The sequence below is a fragment of the Pseudomonas sp. GL_135 genome, from assembly GCF_057834665.1.
This window is the reverse complement of sequence record NZ_CM174408.1, coordinates 511,205-530,661: the sequence shown is the minus strand read 5'-3', so window position 1 is coordinate 530,661 and position 19,457 is coordinate 511,205. Positions and strand designations below refer to the sequence as shown.

General features: G+C 54.9%; 27 protein-coding genes. All 27 read right to left on the bottom strand.

Annotated elements, in window-relative coordinates; translation table 11 throughout:
• Positions 1-25: 25 nt before the first annotated feature.
• Positions 26-1,357 carry a preprotein translocase subunit SecY gene (secY, locus tag AC3ISG_RS02425; RefSeq protein ID WP_065988454.1) on the bottom strand — a complete coding sequence of 444 codons (1,332 nt, stop codon included), beginning with the start codon at positions 1,355-1,357 and terminating at the stop codon, positions 26-28.
• Positions 1,358-1,789 (bottom strand): 50S ribosomal protein L15, encoded by a 432-nt coding sequence (gene rplO / locus AC3ISG_RS02420; RefSeq protein ID WP_037017733.1) that lies wholly within the window; start codon positions 1,787-1,789, stop codon positions 1,358-1,360. It abuts the gene before it with no gap.
• Between the two features lie 3 nt (positions 1,790-1,792).
• The gene (gene rpmD / locus AC3ISG_RS02415; protein ID WP_028621547.1) at positions 1,793-1,969 is read right to left on the bottom strand and encodes a 50S ribosomal protein L30; all 177 of its coding nucleotides are present in this window, start codon (positions 1,967-1,969) and stop codon (positions 1,793-1,795) included.
• A gap of 2 nt (positions 1,970-1,971) precedes the next feature.
• Positions 1,972-2,472, bottom strand: coding sequence for a 30S ribosomal protein S5 (gene rpsE, locus AC3ISG_RS02410; protein ID WP_037017729.1), 501 nt, complete (start codon positions 2,470-2,472; stop codon positions 1,972-1,974).
• Between the two features lie 3 nt (positions 2,473-2,475).
• Positions 2,476-2,826, bottom strand: a complete 351-nt coding sequence (gene rplR / locus AC3ISG_RS02405; RefSeq protein WP_037017727.1) for a 50S ribosomal protein L18 — start codon at positions 2,824-2,826, stop codon at positions 2,476-2,478.
• Positions 2,827-2,836: 10 nt separating this feature from the next.
• The gene (rplF, locus tag AC3ISG_RS02400; protein WP_122536825.1) at positions 2,837-3,370 is read right to left on the bottom strand and encodes a 50S ribosomal protein L6; all 534 of its coding nucleotides are present in this window, start codon (positions 3,368-3,370) and stop codon (positions 2,837-2,839) included.
• A 12-nt stretch (positions 3,371-3,382) separates the two neighbouring features.
• Positions 3,383-3,775: a 30S ribosomal protein S8 gene (gene rpsH, locus AC3ISG_RS02395; RefSeq protein ID WP_037017722.1), complete on the bottom strand. Its 393-nt coding sequence runs from the start codon at positions 3,773-3,775 to the stop codon at positions 3,383-3,385.
• 214 nt (positions 3,776-3,989) lie between these two features.
• Positions 3,990-4,295 carry a 30S ribosomal protein S14 gene (gene rpsN / locus AC3ISG_RS02390; protein WP_003186042.1) on the bottom strand — a complete coding sequence of 102 codons (306 nt, stop codon included), beginning with the start codon at positions 4,293-4,295 and terminating at the stop codon, positions 3,990-3,992.
• A gap of 13 nt (positions 4,296-4,308) precedes the next feature.
• Positions 4,309-4,848: a 50S ribosomal protein L5 gene (gene rplE, locus AC3ISG_RS02385; protein WP_037017720.1), complete on the bottom strand. Its 540-nt coding sequence runs from the start codon at positions 4,846-4,848 to the stop codon at positions 4,309-4,311.
• 20 nt (positions 4,849-4,868) lie between these two features.
• Complete coding sequence (rplX, locus tag AC3ISG_RS02380; protein ID WP_002555478.1) at positions 4,869-5,183, bottom strand: 50S ribosomal protein L24; 315 nt, start codon at positions 5,181-5,183, stop codon at positions 4,869-4,871.
• 11 nt (positions 5,184-5,194) lie between these two features.
• A complete protein-coding gene (rplN, locus tag AC3ISG_RS02375; RefSeq protein ID WP_002555479.1) occupies positions 5,195-5,563 on the bottom strand; it encodes a 50S ribosomal protein L14 in 369 nt (122 codons plus the stop codon).
• Between the two features lie 23 nt (positions 5,564-5,586).
• The gene (gene rpsQ / locus AC3ISG_RS02370) at positions 5,587-5,853 is read right to left on the bottom strand and encodes a 30S ribosomal protein S17 (protein ID WP_003194644.1); all 267 of its coding nucleotides are present in this window, start codon (positions 5,851-5,853) and stop codon (positions 5,587-5,589) included.
• Between the two features lie 2 nt (positions 5,854-5,855).
• On the bottom strand, positions 5,856-6,047 hold the full coding sequence (gene rpmC / locus AC3ISG_RS02365) for a 50S ribosomal protein L29 (RefSeq protein ID WP_002555481.1): 192 nt from the start codon (positions 6,045-6,047) through the stop codon (positions 5,856-5,858).
• A complete protein-coding gene (rplP, locus tag AC3ISG_RS02360) occupies positions 6,047-6,460 on the bottom strand; it encodes a 50S ribosomal protein L16 (protein ID WP_003186052.1) in 414 nt (137 codons plus the stop codon). Before rplP ends, rpmC begins: the two co-directional genes overlap by 1 nt.
• A 12-nt stretch (positions 6,461-6,472) precedes the next feature.
• Entirely contained in the window at positions 6,473-7,159 is a 687-nt protein-coding gene (gene rpsC / locus AC3ISG_RS02355; protein ID WP_003176422.1) for a 30S ribosomal protein S3, read from the bottom strand.
• A gap of 13 nt (positions 7,160-7,172) precedes the next feature.
• Positions 7,173-7,505 carry a 50S ribosomal protein L22 gene (gene rplV / locus AC3ISG_RS02350; protein WP_003210077.1) on the bottom strand — a complete coding sequence of 111 codons (333 nt, stop codon included), beginning with the start codon at positions 7,503-7,505 and terminating at the stop codon, positions 7,173-7,175.
• 13 nt (positions 7,506-7,518) lie between these two features.
• Positions 7,519-7,794: a 30S ribosomal protein S19 gene (gene rpsS, locus AC3ISG_RS02345; RefSeq protein WP_002555486.1), complete on the bottom strand. Its 276-nt coding sequence runs from the start codon at positions 7,792-7,794 to the stop codon at positions 7,519-7,521.
• A gap of 16 nt (positions 7,795-7,810) precedes the next feature.
• Positions 7,811-8,635 carry a 50S ribosomal protein L2 gene (rplB, locus tag AC3ISG_RS02340; RefSeq protein ID WP_003176423.1) on the bottom strand — a complete coding sequence of 275 codons (825 nt, stop codon included), beginning with the start codon at positions 8,633-8,635 and terminating at the stop codon, positions 7,811-7,813.
• A 14-nt stretch (positions 8,636-8,649) separates the two neighbouring features.
• On the bottom strand, positions 8,650-8,949 hold the full coding sequence (rplW, locus tag AC3ISG_RS02335; RefSeq protein WP_065988457.1) for a 50S ribosomal protein L23: 300 nt from the start codon (positions 8,947-8,949) through the stop codon (positions 8,650-8,652).
• Complete coding sequence (rplD, locus tag AC3ISG_RS02330) at positions 8,946-9,548, bottom strand: 50S ribosomal protein L4 (RefSeq protein ID WP_037017717.1); 603 nt, start codon at positions 9,546-9,548, stop codon at positions 8,946-8,948. Before rplD ends, rplW begins: the two co-directional genes overlap by 4 nt.
• Before the next feature lie 12 nt (positions 9,549-9,560).
• Positions 9,561-10,196: a 50S ribosomal protein L3 gene (gene rplC, locus AC3ISG_RS02325; RefSeq protein ID WP_065988459.1), complete on the bottom strand. Its 636-nt coding sequence runs from the start codon at positions 10,194-10,196 to the stop codon at positions 9,561-9,563.
• 81 nt (positions 10,197-10,277) lie between these two features.
• Positions 10,278-10,589 (bottom strand): 30S ribosomal protein S10, encoded by a 312-nt coding sequence (gene rpsJ, locus AC3ISG_RS02320; protein WP_003186070.1) that lies wholly within the window; start codon positions 10,587-10,589, stop codon positions 10,278-10,280.
• A 140-nt stretch (positions 10,590-10,729) separates the two neighbouring features.
• Entirely contained in the window at positions 10,730-11,923 is a 1,194-nt protein-coding gene (gene tuf, locus AC3ISG_RS02315) for an elongation factor Tu (RefSeq protein WP_133775997.1), read from the bottom strand.
• A 31-nt stretch (positions 11,924-11,954) separates the two neighbouring features.
• On the bottom strand, positions 11,955-14,060 hold the full coding sequence (gene fusA / locus AC3ISG_RS02310; protein ID WP_122536824.1) for an elongation factor G: 2,106 nt from the start codon (positions 14,058-14,060) through the stop codon (positions 11,955-11,957).
• A 30-nt stretch (positions 14,061-14,090) separates the two neighbouring features.
• Positions 14,091-14,561, bottom strand: a complete 471-nt coding sequence (gene rpsG / locus AC3ISG_RS02305; protein ID WP_002555493.1) for a 30S ribosomal protein S7 — start codon at positions 14,559-14,561, stop codon at positions 14,091-14,093.
• Positions 14,562-14,677: 116 nt separating this feature from the next.
• Complete coding sequence (gene rpsL, locus AC3ISG_RS02300) at positions 14,678-15,049, bottom strand: 30S ribosomal protein S12 (RefSeq protein WP_002555494.1); 372 nt, start codon at positions 15,047-15,049, stop codon at positions 14,678-14,680.
• A gap of 202 nt (positions 15,050-15,251) precedes the next feature.
• Complete coding sequence (gene rpoC, locus AC3ISG_RS02295; RefSeq protein WP_108121483.1) at positions 15,252-19,451, bottom strand: DNA-directed RNA polymerase subunit beta'; 4,200 nt, start codon at positions 19,449-19,451, stop codon at positions 15,252-15,254.
• Positions 19,452-19,457 lie beyond the last annotated feature (6 nt).

Sequence of the window (19,457 nt, the reverse complement as noted above, 5' to 3'; positions counted from 1 at the left end):
CAACTCCTCGAACCTTATGGGTGCTTCAGCGCAGCATGCCGCTGCCGTAGCCCTTCAGGTTGGCTTTCTTCATCAGGGATTCATACTGGTGCGAAACGAGGTGCGATTGCACTTGAGACATAAAGTCCATCACAACCACGACCACGATCAGCAACGAGGTCCCGCCAAGGTAAAACGGCACGTTTGCAGCAACCACGAGAAACTGAGGAAGCAGGCACACGGCCATCATATAGAGAGCACCGAACATGGTCAGACGAGTCAGAACGCCATCAATATAGCGTGCAGACTGCTCACCAGGACGAATGCCCGGAATAAAGGCACCGGACTTTTTCAGGTTTTCCGCTACGTCTTTCGGATTGAACATCAACGCCGTATAGAAGAAGCAGAAGAAAATAATCCCTGCACTAAACAGCAGAATATTCAACGGCTGACCAGGTGCGATCGACTGCGAGATGTCCTGCAACCAGCCCATACCCTCAGACTGACCGAACCAGGCACCCAGCGAAGCCGGAAACAGCAAGATGCTGCTCGCGAAGATGGCAGGAATTACGCCCGCCATGTTCACTTTCAAAGGCAAGTGGCTCGTCTGCGCTGCGAAGACCTTGCGGCCCTGCTGACGCTTGGCGTAGTGAACAGCAATACGACGCTGACCACGCTCGATGAACACCACGAAACCAATGATCGCTACTGCCAGCAAACCGATGGCGACCAAAGCGAAGATATTGATATCACCTTGACGTGCAGACTCGAAAGACTGCCCGATCGCCCTCGGAAGACCGGCGACGATACCCGAAAAAATCAACATCGAGATACCGTTGCCAACACCGCGCTCAGTGATCTGCTCGCCCAGCCACATCATGAACAGTGCACCAGCAACAAACGTGGTAACTGCAACGAAGTGGAAGCCGATATCTGCTGAGAACGCAACGCCCTGACCGGCCAAACCAATGGACATGCCAATGGCTTGAACCAGGGCCAGGACGACGGTGCCATAGCGGGTGTACTGGCTGATCTTACGACGACCAGCCTCACCTTCCTTCTTCAACTGCTCCAGCTGTGGGCTGACTGCGGTCATGAGCTGCATGATGATCGATGCCGAGATATACGGCATGATCCCCAGTGCAAAAATGCTCATGCGCTCCAGCGCACCGCCGGAAAACATGTTGAACAAGCTAAGAATGGTCCCCTCATTCTGTCGAAACAGGTCCGCCAGTCGGTCAGGGTTGATACCCGGAACTGGGATATGCGCACCGATCCGATAGACGATAATCGCCAGGAACAAGAAACGCAGACGAGCCCAAAGTTCGGACAACCCGCCGCTTTTGCCTAGCGCTGAGAGAGCACCTTGCTTAGCCATTTATTCCTCGAACTTGCCGCCAGCTGCTTCGATAGCCGCACGCGCACCTTTGGTGGCTGCGATACCTTTGAGGGTGACTGCGCGAGTAACCTCACCGGACAGCATGATTTTCACACGCTGTACGTTTTGGTTGATCACGTTGGCATCCTTCAGGGACTGCACAGTGACGACGCCTTCAACTTTAGCCAGCTCGGAGGTGCGAACTTCAGCACGATCCATAGCTTTCAAAGAGACGAAGCCGAACTTAGGCAGACGACGATGCAACGGCTGTTGGCCGCCTTCGAAGCCCGGAGCGATGGTGCCACCAGAGCGGGAGGTCTGACCTTTGTGGCCACGGCCACCGGTCTTACCCAAACCGCTACCGATACCACGGCCCGGACGATGCTTTTCGCGACGGGAACCCGGCGCTGGACTCAGATCATTGAGTTTCATCGATTAACCCTCGACGCGCAGCATGTAGTAAGCCTTGTTGATCATCCCACGGTTTTCCGGGGTATCAACGACTTCTACAGTGTGACCGATGCGACGCAGACCCAAACCCTTAACGCACAATTTGTGGTTAGGGATGCGGCCGGTCATGCTTTTGATCAGCGTTACTTTAACGGTAGCCATGATCAGAAGATCTCCTGAACGTTCAGGCCGCGTTTAGCAGCGATGGACTCAGGGGACTGCATGGTTTTCAAACCCTTGAACGTTGCGTGAACAACGTTGACCGGGTTAGTCGAACCGTAGCACTTGGCCAGAACGTTGTGGACGCCAGCAACTTCGAGGACGGCGCGCATTGCACCGCCAGCGATGATGCCAGTACCTTCCGACGCAGGCTGCATGTAAACCTTCGAAGCCCCATGAGCGGACTTGATAGCGTACTGCAGCGTAGTGCCGTTCAGATCAACCTGGATCATGTTGCGGCGAGCAGCTTCCATTGCCTTCTGGATCGCGGCAGGCACTTCACGTGACTTGCCACGGCCGAAGCCAACGCGCCCTTTACCATCACCAACCACGGTCAACGCGGTGAAGGTGAAGATACGGCCGCCTTTTACGGTTTTTGCTACGCGATTAACTTGTACCAGCTTCTCGATGTAGCCTTCGTCGCGTTTTTGGTCGTTATTTGACATAACTTAGAACTCCAGCCCGCCTTCACGAGCAGCATCAGCCAGCGCCTTAACGCGACCGTGGTACTTGAAGCCAGAACGATCAAAAGCCACTTGCGATACACCGGCGGCTTTCGCACGCTCAGCGATCAGCTGGCCAACTTTAGTGGCCGCGTCGATGTTGCCAGTGGCGCCATCACGCAGTTCTTTGTCCAAAGTCGAGGCGTTTGCCAGGACTTTGCTGCCGTCGGCCGAGATGACCTGGGCATAAATGTGCTGCGAAGAGCGGTACACGCAGAGACGCACGACTTCGAGTTCGTGCATTTTCAGGCGTGCTTTGCGAGCGCGACGCAGTCGGGTAACTTTTTTGACGGTCATTTGCTATGCCCTACTTCTTCTTGGCTTCTTTACGACGGACGACTTCGTCCGCGTAACGCACGCCTTTGCCTTTGTACGGCTCTGGACGGCGGAAGTCGCGGATCTCAGCGGCCACTTGACCAACCAACTGCTTGTCGATACCGCGGATGACGATATCGGTTTGGTTGGGAGTCTCAGCGGTGATGCCTTCCGGCAATTCGTAGTCCACTGGGTGCGAGAAGCCAAGGGCCAGGTTCAGCACCGTGCCTTTTGCTTGCGCTTTGTAACCAACACCGACCAGCTGGAGCTTGCGCTCGAAGCCTTGGCTTACGCCCTGGACCATGTTGTTTACCAACGCACGAGTGGTACCAGCCATTGCGCGAGTTTGTTGATCGCCATTGCGAGCAGCGAAACGCAGCTCACCAGCCTCTTCAACAATTTCAACGGCCGAATGAATGTTCAGGTCTAGAGTACCCTTGGCACCCTTCACCGAAAGCTGCTGGCCGACGAGTTTAACTTCGACGCCTGCTGGCAACTTAACGGGGTTCTTAGCTACGCGTGACATGCTTATCCCCCCTTAGAACACAGTGCAAAGCACTTCGCCGCCGACACCGGCAGCGCGCGCAGCACGATCCGTCATCACACCTTTGTTGGTGGAGACGATAGACACACCGAGGCCGCCACGAACTTTTGGCAACTCATCGACGGACTTGTACTGACGCAGGCCTGGACGGCTAACGCGCTTCACTTCTTCGATGACCGGACGGCCTTCAAAGTACTTCAGCTCGATGGATAGCAACGGCTTGGTTTCGCTGCTGATCTGATAACCCGCAATGTAACCTTCGTCCTTCAGGACTTTGGCTACAGCCACCTTCAACGTGGAGGATGGCATGCTTACGACGGGCTTTTCAGCCATCTGGGCATTACGGATACGAGTTAGCATGTCCGCTAACGGGTCCTGCATACTCATGGGCTAGACGCTCCTGATACAAAAAAAATGAGCCTTACGGCTACAACCTATCGCCTCAAAATTTCGGGCACGTGCAAGCACGGGCTCTGGCGAGCCGGCAATTCTAGGCGCACCCCAGAAATGAATCAAGCCCCAAAAGGGGCTTGATTCAAATTCAGGCTCTGCGCCCATGGATTCAAGGTGAACCCAACGGACGCAGTGCGTGAATAACAGCTTACCAGCTGGCTTTAACCAGACCTGGTACGTCGCCACGCATTGCTGCTTGACGCAGCATGTTACGGCCGAGGCCGAACTTGCGGTACACGCCGTGCGGACGACCTGTCAGGCGGCAACGGTTACGCATGCGCGAGGCACTTGCGTCACGTGGTTGCTTCTGCAGGGCGACCGTAGCTTCCCAGCGTGCTTCTGGACTTGCGTTCAGATCCACGATGATCGCTTTCAGCGCAGCACGCTTGGTAGCGTACTTGGCAACGGTGAGCTGACGCTTCAGCTCACGGTTTTTCATGCTCTTCTTGGCCATGGTCCTACTCCAATCAGTTGCGGAACGGGAACTTGAAAGCACGCAGCAATGCGCGACCTTCTTCGTCCGTACGAGCAGTGGTGGTCAGGGTAATGTCCAGACCGCGCAGGGCATCGATCTTGTCGTAATCGATTTCCGGGAAAATGATCTGCTCTTTAACGCCCATGCTGTAGTTACCACGACCATCGAAGGACTTGGCATTCAGGCCGCGGAAGTCGCGAACCCGAGGCAGGGAGATCGACAGCAGACGATCCAGGAATTCATACATACGCTCACGGCGAAGAGTCACTTTGACACCGATCGGCCAACCTTCACGGACTTTAAAGCCTGCGATAGATTTGCGAGCGTACGTCACAACGACTTTTTGGCCGGTGATTTTTTCCAGGTCTGCAACTGCGTGCTCGATGACTTTCTTGTCACCGATCGCTTCGCCCAGACCCATGTTCAGGGTGATCTTGGTAACGCGTGGAACTTCCATCACGTTCGAAAGCTTAAGTTCTTCCTTAAGCTTCGGTGCGATTTCTTTCCAGTAAATCTCTTTTAGTCGTGCCATGGTCTTCTACCTAGCAGTGTTCAAGCATCAACCGCTTTTTGGGTCGACTTGAAGACACGAATTTTCTTGCCGTCTTCAACTTTGAAACCAACGCGGTCAGCTTTGTTGGTTGCGCCGTTGAAAATGGCGACGTTAGAAGCGTGCAGTGGCGCTTCTTTCTCGACGATACCGCCCTGTACGCCCGACATCGGGTTTGGCTTGGTATGACGCTTCACCAGGTTGATCCCACCAACGACCAGACGGTCGTCAGCGAGAACCTTGAGCACCTTACCGCGCTTACCTTTGTCTTTGCCGGCGATCACGATGATCTCGTCGTCACGACGAATCTTTTGCATGTCGGATCTCCTTACAGCACTTCTGGGGCGAGCGAGACGATCTTCATGAACTTCTCAGTACGAAGCTCACGGGTCACTGGCCCAAAGATACGGGTGCCGATCGGCTCTTGCTTGTTGTTCAACAGAACAGCAGCGTTGCCGTCAAAGCGGATGATGGAGCCGTCTGCGCGACGAACACCGTGGCGAGTGCGGACTACTACTGCAGTCATCACTTGGCCTTTTTTCACCTTACCGCGCGGAATTGCTTCCTTGACGGTCACTTTGATGATGTCACCGATACCAGCGTAACGACGATGAGAGCCACCAAGCACCTTGATGCACATAACGCGGCGTGCGCCGCTGTTATCGGCCACATCGAGCATGGATTGAGTCTGAATCATATAATTTCTCCGACCCCTAGCCCTTAGACTTCCACAGCGCGTTCGAGAACATCAACCAGCGCCCAAGATTTGGTCTTGGCCATCGGACGAGTTTCACGAATAGTGACTTTGTCGCCGATGTGGCACTGATTGGTTTCGTCGTGCGCGTGCAGCTTAGTCGAACGCTTAACGTATTTACCGTAGATTGGGTGCTTGACGCGACGCTCGATCAGTACGGTGATGGTCTTGTCCATCTTGTCGCTGACGACACGGCCAGTCAGCGTACGGACGGTTTTTTCGGCTTCAGCCATGATTACTTACCTGCCTGCTGGTTGAGCACAGTCTTCACGCGAGCGATGTCACGCTTAACTTGCGAGAGCAGGTGAGACTGCCCCAACTGGCCAGTTGCTTTCTGCATGCGCAGATTGAACTGGTCGCGCAGCAAGCCGAGCAGTTGCTCGTTCAGTTGCTGTGCTGATTTTTCACGAAGTTCATTCGCTTTCATCACATCACCGTCCGCTTAACAAAGGAGGTGGCGAGCGGCAGCTTTGCAGCAGCCAGGGCGAAAGCCTCACGCGCCAACTCTTCGGAAACACCCTCGATTTCATACAGGACTTTGCCTGGCTGAATCTGGGCAACCCAGTACTCCACGTTACCCTTACCTTTACCCATCCGAACTTCGAGAGGCTTTTTGGTGACAGGCTTGTCCGGGAATACACGGATCCAGATCTTGCCGCCACGTTTAACGTGACGGGTCAGTGCACGACGCGCTGACTCGATCTGACGAGCGGTGAGACGACCACGAGCGACAGACTTCAGCGCGAACTCGCCGAAGCTGACTTTGCTACCGCGCAATGCCAGACCACGGTTGTGGCCGGTCATCTGCTTGCGGAACTTCGTACGCTTAGGTTGCAACATTTGGCGTACCCCTTACTTAGCAGCTTTTTTACGAGGCGCTGGTGCTTGCGGTTTCAGCTCTTCTTGGCGACCACCAATTACTTCGCCTTTGAAGATCCAAACCTTTACACCGATCACACCGTAAGTGGTGTGAGCTTCGTAGTTGGCATAGTCGATGTCGGCACGCAGGGTGTGCAAAGGCACACGACCTTCGCGATACCATTCAGTACGTGCAATTTCAGCACCGCCGAGACGACCGCTCACTTGGATTTTGATGCCTTTGGCACCAATGCGCATGGCGTTCTGCACTGCGCGCTTCATAGCGCGACGGAACATTACGCGACGCTCCAGCTGCTGAGCTACGCTCTGCGCAACCAGCATACCGTCGAGCTCCGGCTTACGGATCTCTTCGATATTGATGTGCACAGGCACACCCATTTGCTTGGTCAGGTCCTGACGCAGCTTCTCAACATCTTCACCTTTCTTCCCGATAACGATACCTGGACGAGCGGTGTGGATGGTGATGCGTGCAGTCTGCGCCGGACGATGGATATCGATACGGCTTACGGACGCGCTTTTTAGTTTGTCTTGGAGATACTCTCGCACCTTCAGATCAGCGAACAAATAGTCCGCATAAGTCCGACCGTCTGCGTACCAGACGGAGGTGTGCTCCTTGACGATTCCCAGGCGAATGCCAATGGGATGTACTTTCTGACCCATCTCTTCGACTCCGTTACTTGTCAGCAACCTTGACAGTGATATGGCAAGACCGCTTGACGATGCGATCAGCACGGCCTTTGGCACGTGGCATGATGCGCTTCAGCGAACGCCCTTCGTTGACGAAAACTGTGGAGACCTTGAGGTCATCAACGTCTGCGCCTTCGTTATGCTCGGCGTTGGCTACGGCCGACTCCAGCACTTTCTTGATGATCTCGGCGGCTTTCTTACTGCTGAAAGCCAACAGGTTGAGCGCCTCGCCCACCTTCTTCCCGCGGATCTGGTCGGCGACCAAGCGGGCTTTCTGGGCGGAGATTCGAGCGCCCGACAACTTAGCGGCTACTTCCATCGTTCCTTACCCCTTAACGCTTGGCTTTCTTGTCTGCCACGTGCCCACGATAAGTGCGGGTACCGGCAAACTCGCCTAGTTTGTGGCCGACCATGTCTTCGTTCACGAGAACAGGAACATGCTGACGACCGTTATGCACAGCAATGGTCAAACCGACCATTTGTGGCAGGATCATAGAACGGCGCGACCAGGTCTTAACTGGTTTGCGATCGTTCTTTTCCGCCGCCACTTCGATCTTCTTCAGTAGGTGAAGATCAATAAAAGGACCTTTTTTCAGAGAACGTGGCACTGTCGTATCCCTCTATTTACTTGCGACGACGGACGATCATTTTGTCGGTACGCTTATTACCACGAGTCTTCGCGCCCTTAGTCGGGAAGCCCCACGGCGATACCGGATGACGACCACCAGAGGTACGACCTTCACCACCACCATGTGGGTGGTCAACCGGGTTCATGGCAACACCACGAACGGTTGGGCGAACGCCACGCCAGCGTTTGGCACCAGCTTTACCCAGCGAACGCAGGCTGTGCTCGGAGTTCGAGACCTCACCCAGAGTCGCACGGCATTCAGCCAGAACTTTACGCATCTCACCGGAGCGAAGACGCAGAGTCACGTAGACACCTTCACGAGCGATCAGCTGTGCAGACGCACCAGCAGAACGAGCGATCTGAGCACCTTTACCCGGCTTCAGTTCGATGCCGTGAACGGTGGAACCCACTGGGATGTTACGCAACTGCAGAGCGTTGCCTGGCTTGATTGGAGCCAAAGCGCCCGCGATCAGCTGGTCGCCAGCACTCACGCCTTTAGGCGCGATGATGTAACGACGCTCGCCGTCTGCGTACAGCAGCAGTGCGATGTGAGCAGTACGGTTTGGATCGTATTCAATGCGCTCGACGGTGGCAGAGATGCCATCCTTGTCGTTGCGACGGAAATCGACCAGACGATAATGCTGCTTATGACCACCACCGATGTGACGAGTAGTGATGCGGCCATTGTTGTTACGACCACCAGTCTTCGATTTTTTCTCGAGCAGCGGTGCGTGAGGAGCGCCTTTATGCAGCTCCTGGTTGACCACCTTGACCACAAAACGGCGGCCAGGGGAAGTCGGTTTGCATTTAACGATTGCCATGATGCACCCCTTCCTTACTCAGCACTGCTGCTGAAATCGAGATCTTGGCCTGGCTGAAGGGAGATAACCGCCTTCTTCCAGTCATTACGCTTGCCCAGACCGCGAGCAGTGCGCTTGGTCTTACCCATGACATTCAGGGTAGTGACACGCTCTACTTTCACGCTGAACAGGCTTTCGACGGCCTTCTTGATTTCCAGCTTGGTTGCATCAGTAGCAACCTTGAAAACGAACTGACCTTTTTTGTCTGCCAGAACCGTAGCCTTCTCGGAAACGTGCGGGCCAAGCAGAACTTTAAATACGCGTTCCTGGTTCATCCCAGCAGCTCCTCGAATTTCTTCACGGCCGACACAGTGATCAACACTTTGTCGTATGCGATCAGACTAACTGGATCGGAACCTTGAACATCACGCACGTCAACGTGCGGCAGGTTACGAGCAGCCAGGTACAGGTTCTGATCAACAGCGTCCGACACGATCAAAACGTCGGTCAGGCTCATGTCGTTCAGCTTGCCCAGCAGATCTTTGGTTTTCGGCGATTCAACAGCGAAATCCTGAACCACGACCAGACGATCAGTACGAACCAGTTCAGCAAGGATGGAGCGCAGTGCAGCGCGGTACATCTTCTTGTTGAGCTTCTGAGAGTGATCCTGAGGGCGTGCTGCGAAAGTGGTACCGCCGCCGCGCCAGATCGGGCTACGGATAGTACCGGCACGAGCACGACCAGTACCCTTTTGACGCCAAGGGCGCTTACCGCCACCGGATACGTCAGAACGGGTCTTTTGCTGCTTGCTGCCCTGACGACCGCCAGCCATGTAGGCCACGACTGCCTGGTGAACCAGCGTCTCGTTGAATTCGCCGCCAAATGTCAGTTCGGAAACTTCGATCGCTTGAGCGTCATTTACATTTAATTGCATGTCAGCTTCCCCTTAACCGCGAGCCTTGGCTGCTGGACGTACAACCACATTGCCGCCAGTAGCGCCAGGAACAGCACCCTTGACCAACAACAGATTGCGTTCAGCGTCCACGCGCACTACTTCCAGGGACTGCACGGTCACGCGCTCAGCGCCCATATGACCGGACATTTTTTTGCCCTTGAATACACGACCAGGAGTCTGGCACTGGCCGATAGAGCCCGGGACGCGGTGGGACACGGAGTTACCGTGAGTATTATCTTGACCACGGAAATTGTGGCGCTTGATAGTACCTTGGAAGCCTTTACCCTTGGACTGACCGGTAACATCTACCATCTGGCCAGCAGCAAAGATTTCTGCATTGATCAGGTCGCCAGCCTTGTATTCGCCTTCTTCAAGACGGAATTCCAAGACGGTACGACCAGCGGCAACGTTCGCTTTAGCGAAGTGACCTGCCTGAGCAGCAGTCACACGGGAAGCACGACGCACGCCGACAGTGACTTGCACCGCACGATAGCCATCGACTTCTTCGGTTTTGAACTGGGTGACGCGATTCGGCTCGATCTCAATGACCGTGACCGGAATGGAGACACCTTCTTCGGTGAAAATACGGGTCATACCGCATTTACGACCGACTACACCAATAGTCATGTTGTAAACCTCATGAGTGTACGGGGCTTTCACCCGCTATGGCCGCCCATTTCAGAGCGTTACACGACTAAGACCCGAGTCTTAGCCGAGGCTGATCTGTACTTCCACACCTGCCGCAAGATCAAGCTTCATCAGCGCATCAACGGTTTTATCCGTTGGCTGGACGATGTCCAGAACACGCTTATGAGTACGGATCTCGTACTGGTCGCGCGCGTCTTTGTTGACGTGCGGAGAAACCAGAACAGTGAACCGCTCTTTACGGGTAGGGAGTGGAATCGGACCACGCACTTGAGCACCAGTACGTTTCGCGGTTTCCACGATTTCCTGGGTGGATTGGTCTATCAGGCGATGGTCAAAAGCCTTCAACCTGATACGGATTTGCTGATTTTGCATTGGATTTCAGACTCCAGGCTACTTCCCACCGAGCGCAATACGCCCGTTTAAAGGAGGCGCAATTCTATAGACGAGCTAACAGAGTGTCAACCCAATAAAAAAAAGCCCCCGCAAGCGGGGGCTCTTTTGAAGATCATCGCTTACGCGATGATTTTGGCTACGACGCCAGCGCCGACGGTACGACCGCCTTCACGGATAGCGAAACGCAGACCGTCTTCCATTGCGATTGGCTTGATCAGGGTAACGGAAACTTTAACGTTATCACCCGGCATAACCATCTCAACGCCTTCCGGCAGTTCGCAGCTACCAGTTACGTCGGTAGTACGGAAATAGAACTGCGGACGGTAGCCTTTGAAGAAAGGAGTGTGACGACCGCCTTCTTCTTTGCTCAGAACGTAGATTTCAGCTTCGAACTGAGTGTGCGGCTTGACGGTACCTGGCTTGACCAGAACCTGGCCACGCTCAACGTCGTCACGCTTGGTGCCGCGCAACAGAACGCCACAGTTCTCGCCAGCACGACCTTCGTCGAGCAGCTTACGGAACATTTCAACACCGGTGCAGGTGGTGACGGTAGTGTCACGCAGACCAACGATTTCCAGTGGATCTTGAACCTTGACGATACCGCGTTCAACACGACCAGTCACAACAGTACCGCGACCGGAGATCGAGAATACGTCTTCGATTGGCATCAGGAACGGCTTGTCGACAGCACGCTCTGGCTGAGGAATGTAGCTGTCCAGAGTTTCAACCAACTTCTTGACGGCAGTGGTGCCCATCTCGTTGTCGTCTTTGCCTTCCAACGCCATACGGGCGGAGCCGATGATGATTGGAGTGTCGTCGCCCGGGAAGTCGTAAGTGCTCAGCAGATCGCGCACTTCCATCTCAACCAGTTCCAGCAGCTCAGCGTCGTCTACCAGGTCAGCCTTGTTCAGGAAGACCACGATGTACGGAACGCCAACCTGACGGGACAGCAGGATGTGCTCACGAGTTTGTGGCATCGGACCATCAGCAGCCGAACAAACCAGGATAGCGCCGTCCATTTGGGCAGCACCGGTGATCATGTTCTTCACGTAGTCGGCGTGACCTGGGCAGTCAACGTGTGCGTAGTGACGCACGGCCGAGTTGTACTCAACGTGAGCAGTGTTGATGGTGATACCGCGAGCCTTCTCTTCTGGTGCGCTGTCGATCTTGTCGAAGTCAACACGAGCCGAACCGAAAACTTCGGAGCAGACGCGAGTCAGAGCAGCGGTCAGCGTGGTTTTACCGTGGTCAACGTGACCGATGGTGCCAACGTTGACGTGCGGAAGGGAACGATCAAATTTTTCTTTAGCCACGACAAATAACTCCTAGCCTAAAGGCGCTGAATCAGCCTTGTTTTTTGGTTACAGTTTCGACGATGTGCGACGGAGCTGTATTGTATTTTTTGAATTCCATAGAGTAGCTTGCGCGACCCTGAGACATGGAGCGAACGTCGGTCGCATAACCGAACATCTCACCCAACGGAACCTCGGCACGAATTACTTTACCGGAGACCGTATCCTCCATACCCAGAATCATGCCGCGACGACGGTTAAGGTCGCCCATGACATCACCCATATAGTCTTCAGGCGTAACAACCTCTACAGCCATGATCGGCTCAAGCAACTCACCGCCGCCCTTTTGGGCCAGTTGCTTGGTCGCCATGGATGCAGCCACCTTAAACGCCATCTCGTTCGAGTCGACGTCGTGGTAAGAACCATCAAACACGGTAGCCTTCAGGCCGATCAGCGGATAGCCGGCAACAACGCCGTTCTTCATCTGCTCTTCAATGCCCTTCTGGATAGCCGGGATGTATTCCTTAGGAACCACACCACCCACTACTTCGTTCACGAATTGCAGACCTTCCTGACCTTCGTCAGCAGGTGCAAAACGGATCCAGCAGTGGCCGAACTGACCACGACCGCCGGACTGGCGAACGAACTTGCCTTCGATTTCACAGTTCTTCGTGATGCGCTCACGATACGAAACCTGAGGCTTACCGATGTTGGCTTCGACGTTGAACTCACGGCGCATCCGGTCAACCAGGATGTCCAGGTGCAGCTCGCCCATGCCAGAGATGATCGTTTGACCAGTCTCTTCATCAGTTTTGACGCGGAAAGACGGGTCTTCCTGAGCAAGCTTGCCCAGTGCGATACCCATTTTTTCCTGGTCATCCTTGGTTTTAGGCTCAACGGCAACCGAGATAACCGGCTCCGGGAAGTCCATCCGAACCAGGATGATTGGCTTGTCAGCGTTGCACAAGGTTTCACCGGTGGTGACGTCCTTCATGCCGATCAGGGCCGCGATGTCGCCAGCGCGCACTTCCTTGATCTCTTCGCGAGCGTTTGCGTGCATTTGCACCATACGACCCACGCGCTCTTTCTTGCCCTTGACCGAGTTGATCACGCCGTCGCCGGATGCCAACACGCCCGAGTAAACCCGGACGAACGTCAAGGTACCCACGAATGGGTCAGTAGCGATCTTGAACGCCAGAGCCGAGAAAGGCTCATTGTCGTCCGCATGACGCTCCATTTCTTCTTCCTCGTTATCAGGATTGGAACCCTTGATAGCAGGAATGTCGACTGGAGCCGGCAGGTAGTCGATCACAGCGTCGAGAACCAGGGGAACACCCTTGTTCTTGAAGGAAGAACCGCAAACAGCAAGGACGATCTCACCAGCAATAGTACGCTGACGCAGAGCAGCCTTGATTTCCTCGTTGGTGAGTTCTTCACCCTCAAGGTACTTGTTCATCAGTTCTTCGTTGGCTTCGGCAGCAGCCTCGACCATGTTGCTGCGCCATTCGTTAGCCAGTTCCTGCAACTCGGCAGGGATAGGCTTGCGAACTGGGACCATGCCCTTGTCAGCATCGTTCCAGTAGACCGCTTCCATGGACATCAGATCGATCTGACCCTGGAAGTTGTCTTCAGCACCGATAGCCAACTGAATCGGCACCGGGGTGTGACCCAGACGCTGCTTGATCTGAGCAATTACGCGCAGAAAGTTTGCGCCGGCACGGTCCATTTTGTTCACGTAAACGATACGTGGAACACCGTACTTGTTGGCCTGACGCCATACGGTTTCGGACTGAGGTTCTACGCCCGAGGTACCACAGAAAACCACGACCGCACCGTCGAGTACACGCAGGGAACGTTCAACTTCAATGGTGAAGTCTACGTGGCCCGGAGTGTCAATCACGTTGAAGCGATACTGGTCTTTGTGCTGCTTCTCGGAACCCTGCCAAAAGGCAGTAATAGCAGCAGAAGTAATGGTAATACCACGCTCCTGCTCCTGAACCATCCAGTCAGTGGTCGCGGCGCCATCATGCACCTCGCCCATCTTGTGGCTTTTACCGGTGTAAAAAAGGACGCGCTCGGTGGTGGTGGTTTTACCAGCATCCACGTGAGCAACGATACCAATGTTACGGTAACGGTTGATCGGTGTAGTACGAGCCATAAAGCCCTCGCAAAATTAGTGACGCTGAAATTAGAAGCGGTAGTGCGAGAAAGCTTTGTTGGCTTCAGCCATACGGTGCACGTCTTCACGCTTCTTGACCGCAGCACCTTTACCTTCGGCGGCGTCCAACAGTTCGCCAGCCAAACGCAGAGCCATAGACTTCTCACCGCGCTTGCGCGCGAAGTCTACCAGCCAACGCATTGCCAGAGCATTACGACGGGACGGGCGAACTTCGACCGGAACCTGGTAAGTAGCACCGCCTACACGGCGCGACTTCACTTCGACCAGCGGAGCGATGGCGTCGAGAGCTTTCTCGAAGATTTCCAGGGGATCGGAGTTCTTGCGTTCTTTAACCTTTTCCAGCGCGCCATAAACGATACGCTCGGCAACGGCTTTCTTGCCGCTTTCCATAACGTGGTTCATGAACTTGGCCAGAATCTGGCTGCCGTATTTTGGATCGTCAAGCACTTCGCGCTTGGCTGCTACGCGTCTTCTTGGCATGGATAAGCCCTCAAACGGTCTTCAGGTTCGCTCGGAATCAGCACCTACTGGCGCCTCCGACCTTACTCTTATCGACTCAGAAAATAAGATGATTCAGTTTTTACAAAAAGCCGCTACTACTTAGGCTTCTTGGTACCGTACTTCGAACGACCCTGGTTACGACCTTTGACACCGGAGGTATCCAGCGAACCGCGAACGGTGTGGTAACGAACACCTGGCAAGTCTTTTACACGGCCGCCGCGAATCAGTACGACGCTGTGCTCTTGCAGGTTGTGGCCTTCACCGCCGATGTACGAGGAAACCTCGAAACCGTTGGTCAGACGCACACGGCAGACTTTACGCAATGCCGAGTTAGGTTTTTTCGGCGTAGTTGTGTACACGCGAGTGCACACACCACGACGCTGCGGGCAGTTCTGCAGCGCAGGCACGTCGGATTTCTCGACGATACGCTTACGCGGCTGACGTACCAGCTGGTTGATAGTTGCCATCTACTAGCTCCACTGTTGTCTTGCGACGCTATTGTCTTACAAGAAAAGCAAAATGGCAGGACATACGTCCCGCCAGATTTAGGGGTACAAGAGTCTAAAGAGGATCCTGCCCCCAGTCAAGGCAAAGCCCCGATGTCCACAGCCACTGCCAACCCATCAAAACCGGGTGTGACCAATGACAATGAAAACCGGGGCCTTACTCTCAATTACTGCTTGAGTTCAACGCTTCGGTCAGCGCGGCTTCAACTTCGCTCGCACTTACACGCATTGGCTTGTCGGCTTCACGACGACGCTTGCGCTCGCTGTGATATGCCAGACCGGTACCTGCTGGGATCAGACGACCGACGACCACGTTTTCTTTCAGGCCGCGCAGATAATCGCGCTTGCCGGTAACCGCCGCCTCGGTTAGTACGCGAGTGGTCTCCTGGAAGGAGGCCGCCGAGATGAACGATTCGGTGGACAGGGAGGCCTTGGTGATACCAAGCAACACACGAGTAAATTTCGAAACAAATTTCTCGTCGGCCGCCAGGCGCTCGTTTTCAACCAGTACGTGCGTCAACTCCATCTGGTCACCCTTGATGAAGCTCGAGTCGCCCGACTCAGCAATCTCGACTTTACGCAGCATTTGACGAAGGATCGTCTCGATGTGCTTGTCGTTGATCTTCACGCCTTGCAGACGGTAAACGTCTTGAATCTCGTTGACGATGTATTTCGCCAGAGCGCTGACACCCAGCAGACGCAGGATATCGTGCGGATCGCTAGGACCGTCGGAGATAACCTCACCACGGCTTACCTGCTCACCTTCGAAGACGTTGAGGTGACGCCACTTTGGAATCAGCTCTTCGTACGGATCGGTACCATCGTTTGGCGTGATAACCAGACGGCGCTTTCCTTTGGTCTCTTTACCGAACGCGATCGTACCGCTGACCTCAGCCAGGATCGATGCTTCCTTAGGGCGACGCGCTTCGAACAAGTCGGCAACACGCGGCAGACCACCGGTGATGTCACGGGTCTTGGACGTCTCTTGCGGGATACGGGCGATAACATCACCGACACCCACTTGCACACCATCCGCAACACCGACGAGGGCGTTAGCGGGCAGGAAGTATTGAGCAGGTACGTCAGTACCTGGCAGCAACAGATCCTTGCCATCCACACCAACCATCTTGACCGCAGGACGAATGTCTTTGCCTGCTGCAGGACGATCCTTGGCATCCAGTACTTCGATGTTGGTCAGACCGGTCAATTCATCGGTCTGGCGCTTGATCGTAATACCTTCCTCCATGCCCACGTAGGTCACGGTACCTTTCATCTCGGTGACGATTGGGTGAGTGTGCGGATCCCACTTGGCCACGATGGACCCTGCGTCGACCTTGTCACCTTCCTTCACCAGAATCACGGCACCATACGGCAGCTTGTAACGCTCGCGCTCACGCCCGAATTCGTCGGCAATTGCCAGCTCACCGGAACGCGAAACCGCGACCAGGTGGCCATCAAGACGCTCAACGTGCTTCAGGTTGTGCAGACGAACGATACCGCCGTTCTTCACCTGAACACTGTCCGCAGCAGAAGTACGGCTTGCCGCACCACCGATGTGGAATGTACGCATGGTCAGCTGGGTACCCGGCTCACCGATCGACTGTGCAGCGATAACACCGACAGCTTCACCGATGTTCACCTGGTGACCGCGTGCCAGATCTCGGCCATAACACTTGGCGCAGATACCGAAACGGGTTTCGCAGCTGATTGGGGAGCGCACGATGACTTCGTCGATGCTGTTCAGCTCGATGAATTCAACCCACTTCTCGTCAACCAGCGTGCCGCCTGGAACGATAACGTCTTCAGTGCCAGGCTTGAATACGTCACGGGCGATCACTCGACCCAATACGCGCTCGCCCAACGGCTCGACGACATCACCGCCTTCAATGTGCGGTGTCATGACCAGACCGTGCTCGGTACCGCAGTCAACCTCGGTAACGACCAGATCTTGTGCAACGTCTACCAGACGACGAGTCAGGTAACCGGAGTTCGCAGTTTTCAACGCGGTATCCGCAAGACCCTTACGAGCACCGTGAGTCGAGATGAAGTACTGAAGTACGCTCAGACCTTCACGGAAGTTCGCAGTGATCGGCGTCTCGATGATCGAGCCATCCGGCTTGGCCATCAGACCACGCATACCTGCCAGCTGACGAATCTGTGCAGCGGAACCCCGCGCACCAGAGTCGGCCATCATGTACATCGAGTTGAAGGATTCCTGGTCAACGGTCTCACCGTGACGGTCGACAACCTTCTCTTTCGAGAGGTTCGACATCATCGCTTTCGAGACTTCGTCGTTGGCCTTGGACCAGAGGTCGATCACCTTGTTGTACTTCTCGCCCTGGGTAACCAGGCCTGAGGCGTACTGACTTTCGATCTCTTTCACTTCATCGGTTGCTGCGTCGATGATGCGAGCTTTTTCATCAGGGATAACGAAGTCGTTAACGCCGATGGAAACACCCGAGATCGTCGAATAAGCAAAACCGGTGTACATCAGCTGGTCAGCGAAGATAACGGTCTCTTTCAGGCCAACCACGCGATAGCACTGGTTGATCAGCTTGGAGATCGCCTTTTTCTTCATCGGCTGGTTGACGACGTCGTATGACAGGCCGGCCGGAACCACCTGGAACAGCAACGCACGGCCAACGGTCGTGTCGACGATACGAGTATTCTTGACGCTGCCACCGTCACGATCATTGACCGTTTCGTTGATGCGCACTTTTACTTTCGCATGCAGTGCGGCTTCGCCGGCACGGAACACACGGTCAACTTCCTGCAGATCCGCGAACACACGACCTTCGCCTTTGGCGTTGATCGCTTCACGAGTCATGTAGTACAGACCCAATACAACGTCCTGCGAAGGAACGATGATTGGTTCACCGTTAGCCGGGGACAGAATGTTGTTTGTCGACATCATCAGCGCACGGGCTTCGAGCTGAGCTTCCAGCGTCAGCGGCACGTGAACGGCCATCTGGTCACCGTCGAAGTCGGCGTTGTATGCCGCACAGACCAGCGGGTGCAGCTGGATCGCTTTACCTTCAATGAGAACCGGCTCAAACGCCTGAATGCCCAGACGGTGAAGCGTCGGCGCACGGTTCAGAAGCACTGGGTGTTCGCGAATCACTTCGGCGAGAACGTCCCAGACTTCTGGCAGCTCGCGCTCAACCATTTTCTTGGCAGCTTTGATGGTGGTTGCGAGACCACGCATTTCGAGCTTGCCGAAAATGAACGGCTTGAACAGCTCCAGTGCCATCTTCTTCGGCAGACCGCATTGGTGCAGACGCAGGGTCGGACCTACGGTAATTACCGAACGGCCCGAGTAGTCAACACGCTTACCGAGCAAGTTCTGACGGAAACGACCCTGCTTACCCTTGATCATGTCAGCCAGGGACTTCAGAGGACGCTTGTTCGAACCCGTGATGGCACGACCGCGACGACCGTTATCGAGCAGCGCATCGACAGCTTCCTGCAGCATGCGCTTTTCGTTACGCACGATGATGTCAGGAGCAGACAGATCAAGGAGGCGCTTCAAACGGTTGTTACGGTTGATCACCCGACGATAGAGATCGTTGAGGTCAGAGGTCGCAAAACGACCACCGTCCAGTGGAACGAGTGGACGCAGGTCTGGCGGCAGAACCGGCAGAACGGTCAACACCATCCACTCTGGAAGGTTGCCGGAACCCTGGAAGGCTTCCATCAGCTTCAGGCGCTTGGACAGCTTCTTGATTTTGGTTTCGGAGTTGGTTTGCGGAATCTCTTCGCGCAGACGGCCAATCTCGTGTTCCAGATCAATAGCGTGCAGCAGCTCACGGACAGCCTCGGCACCCATACGGGCGTCGAAGTCATCACCGAACTCTTCGAGGGCTTCGAAGTACTGCTCGTCGTTCAGCAGTTGGCCTTTTTCGAGCGTGGTCATGCCCGGATCGATAACGACATAGCTCTCGAAGTAGAGAACGCGTTCGATATCACGCAGGGTCATGTCCATCAGCAAGCCGATACGGGACGGCAGCGACTTCAGGAACCAGATGTGAGCGACCGGCGATGCCAGTTCAATGTGAGCCATGCGCTCACGACGGACTTTGGCCAGTGCGACTTCAACGCCACACTTCTCGCAGATGACGCCACGATGCTTCAAGCGCTTGTACTTACCGCACAGGCACTCGTAATCCTTGACCGGGCCAAAGATTTTGGCGCAGAACAGGCCATCACGCTCGGGTTTGAACGTACGGTAGTTGATGGTTTCCGGTTTTTTAACTTCACCGAACGACCACGAACGGATCATCTCAGGCGATGCCAATCCGATACGGATGGCGTCGAACTCTTCGACTTGACCCTGGTTTTTCAGCAAATTCAGTAGGTCTTTCAAGGCCTT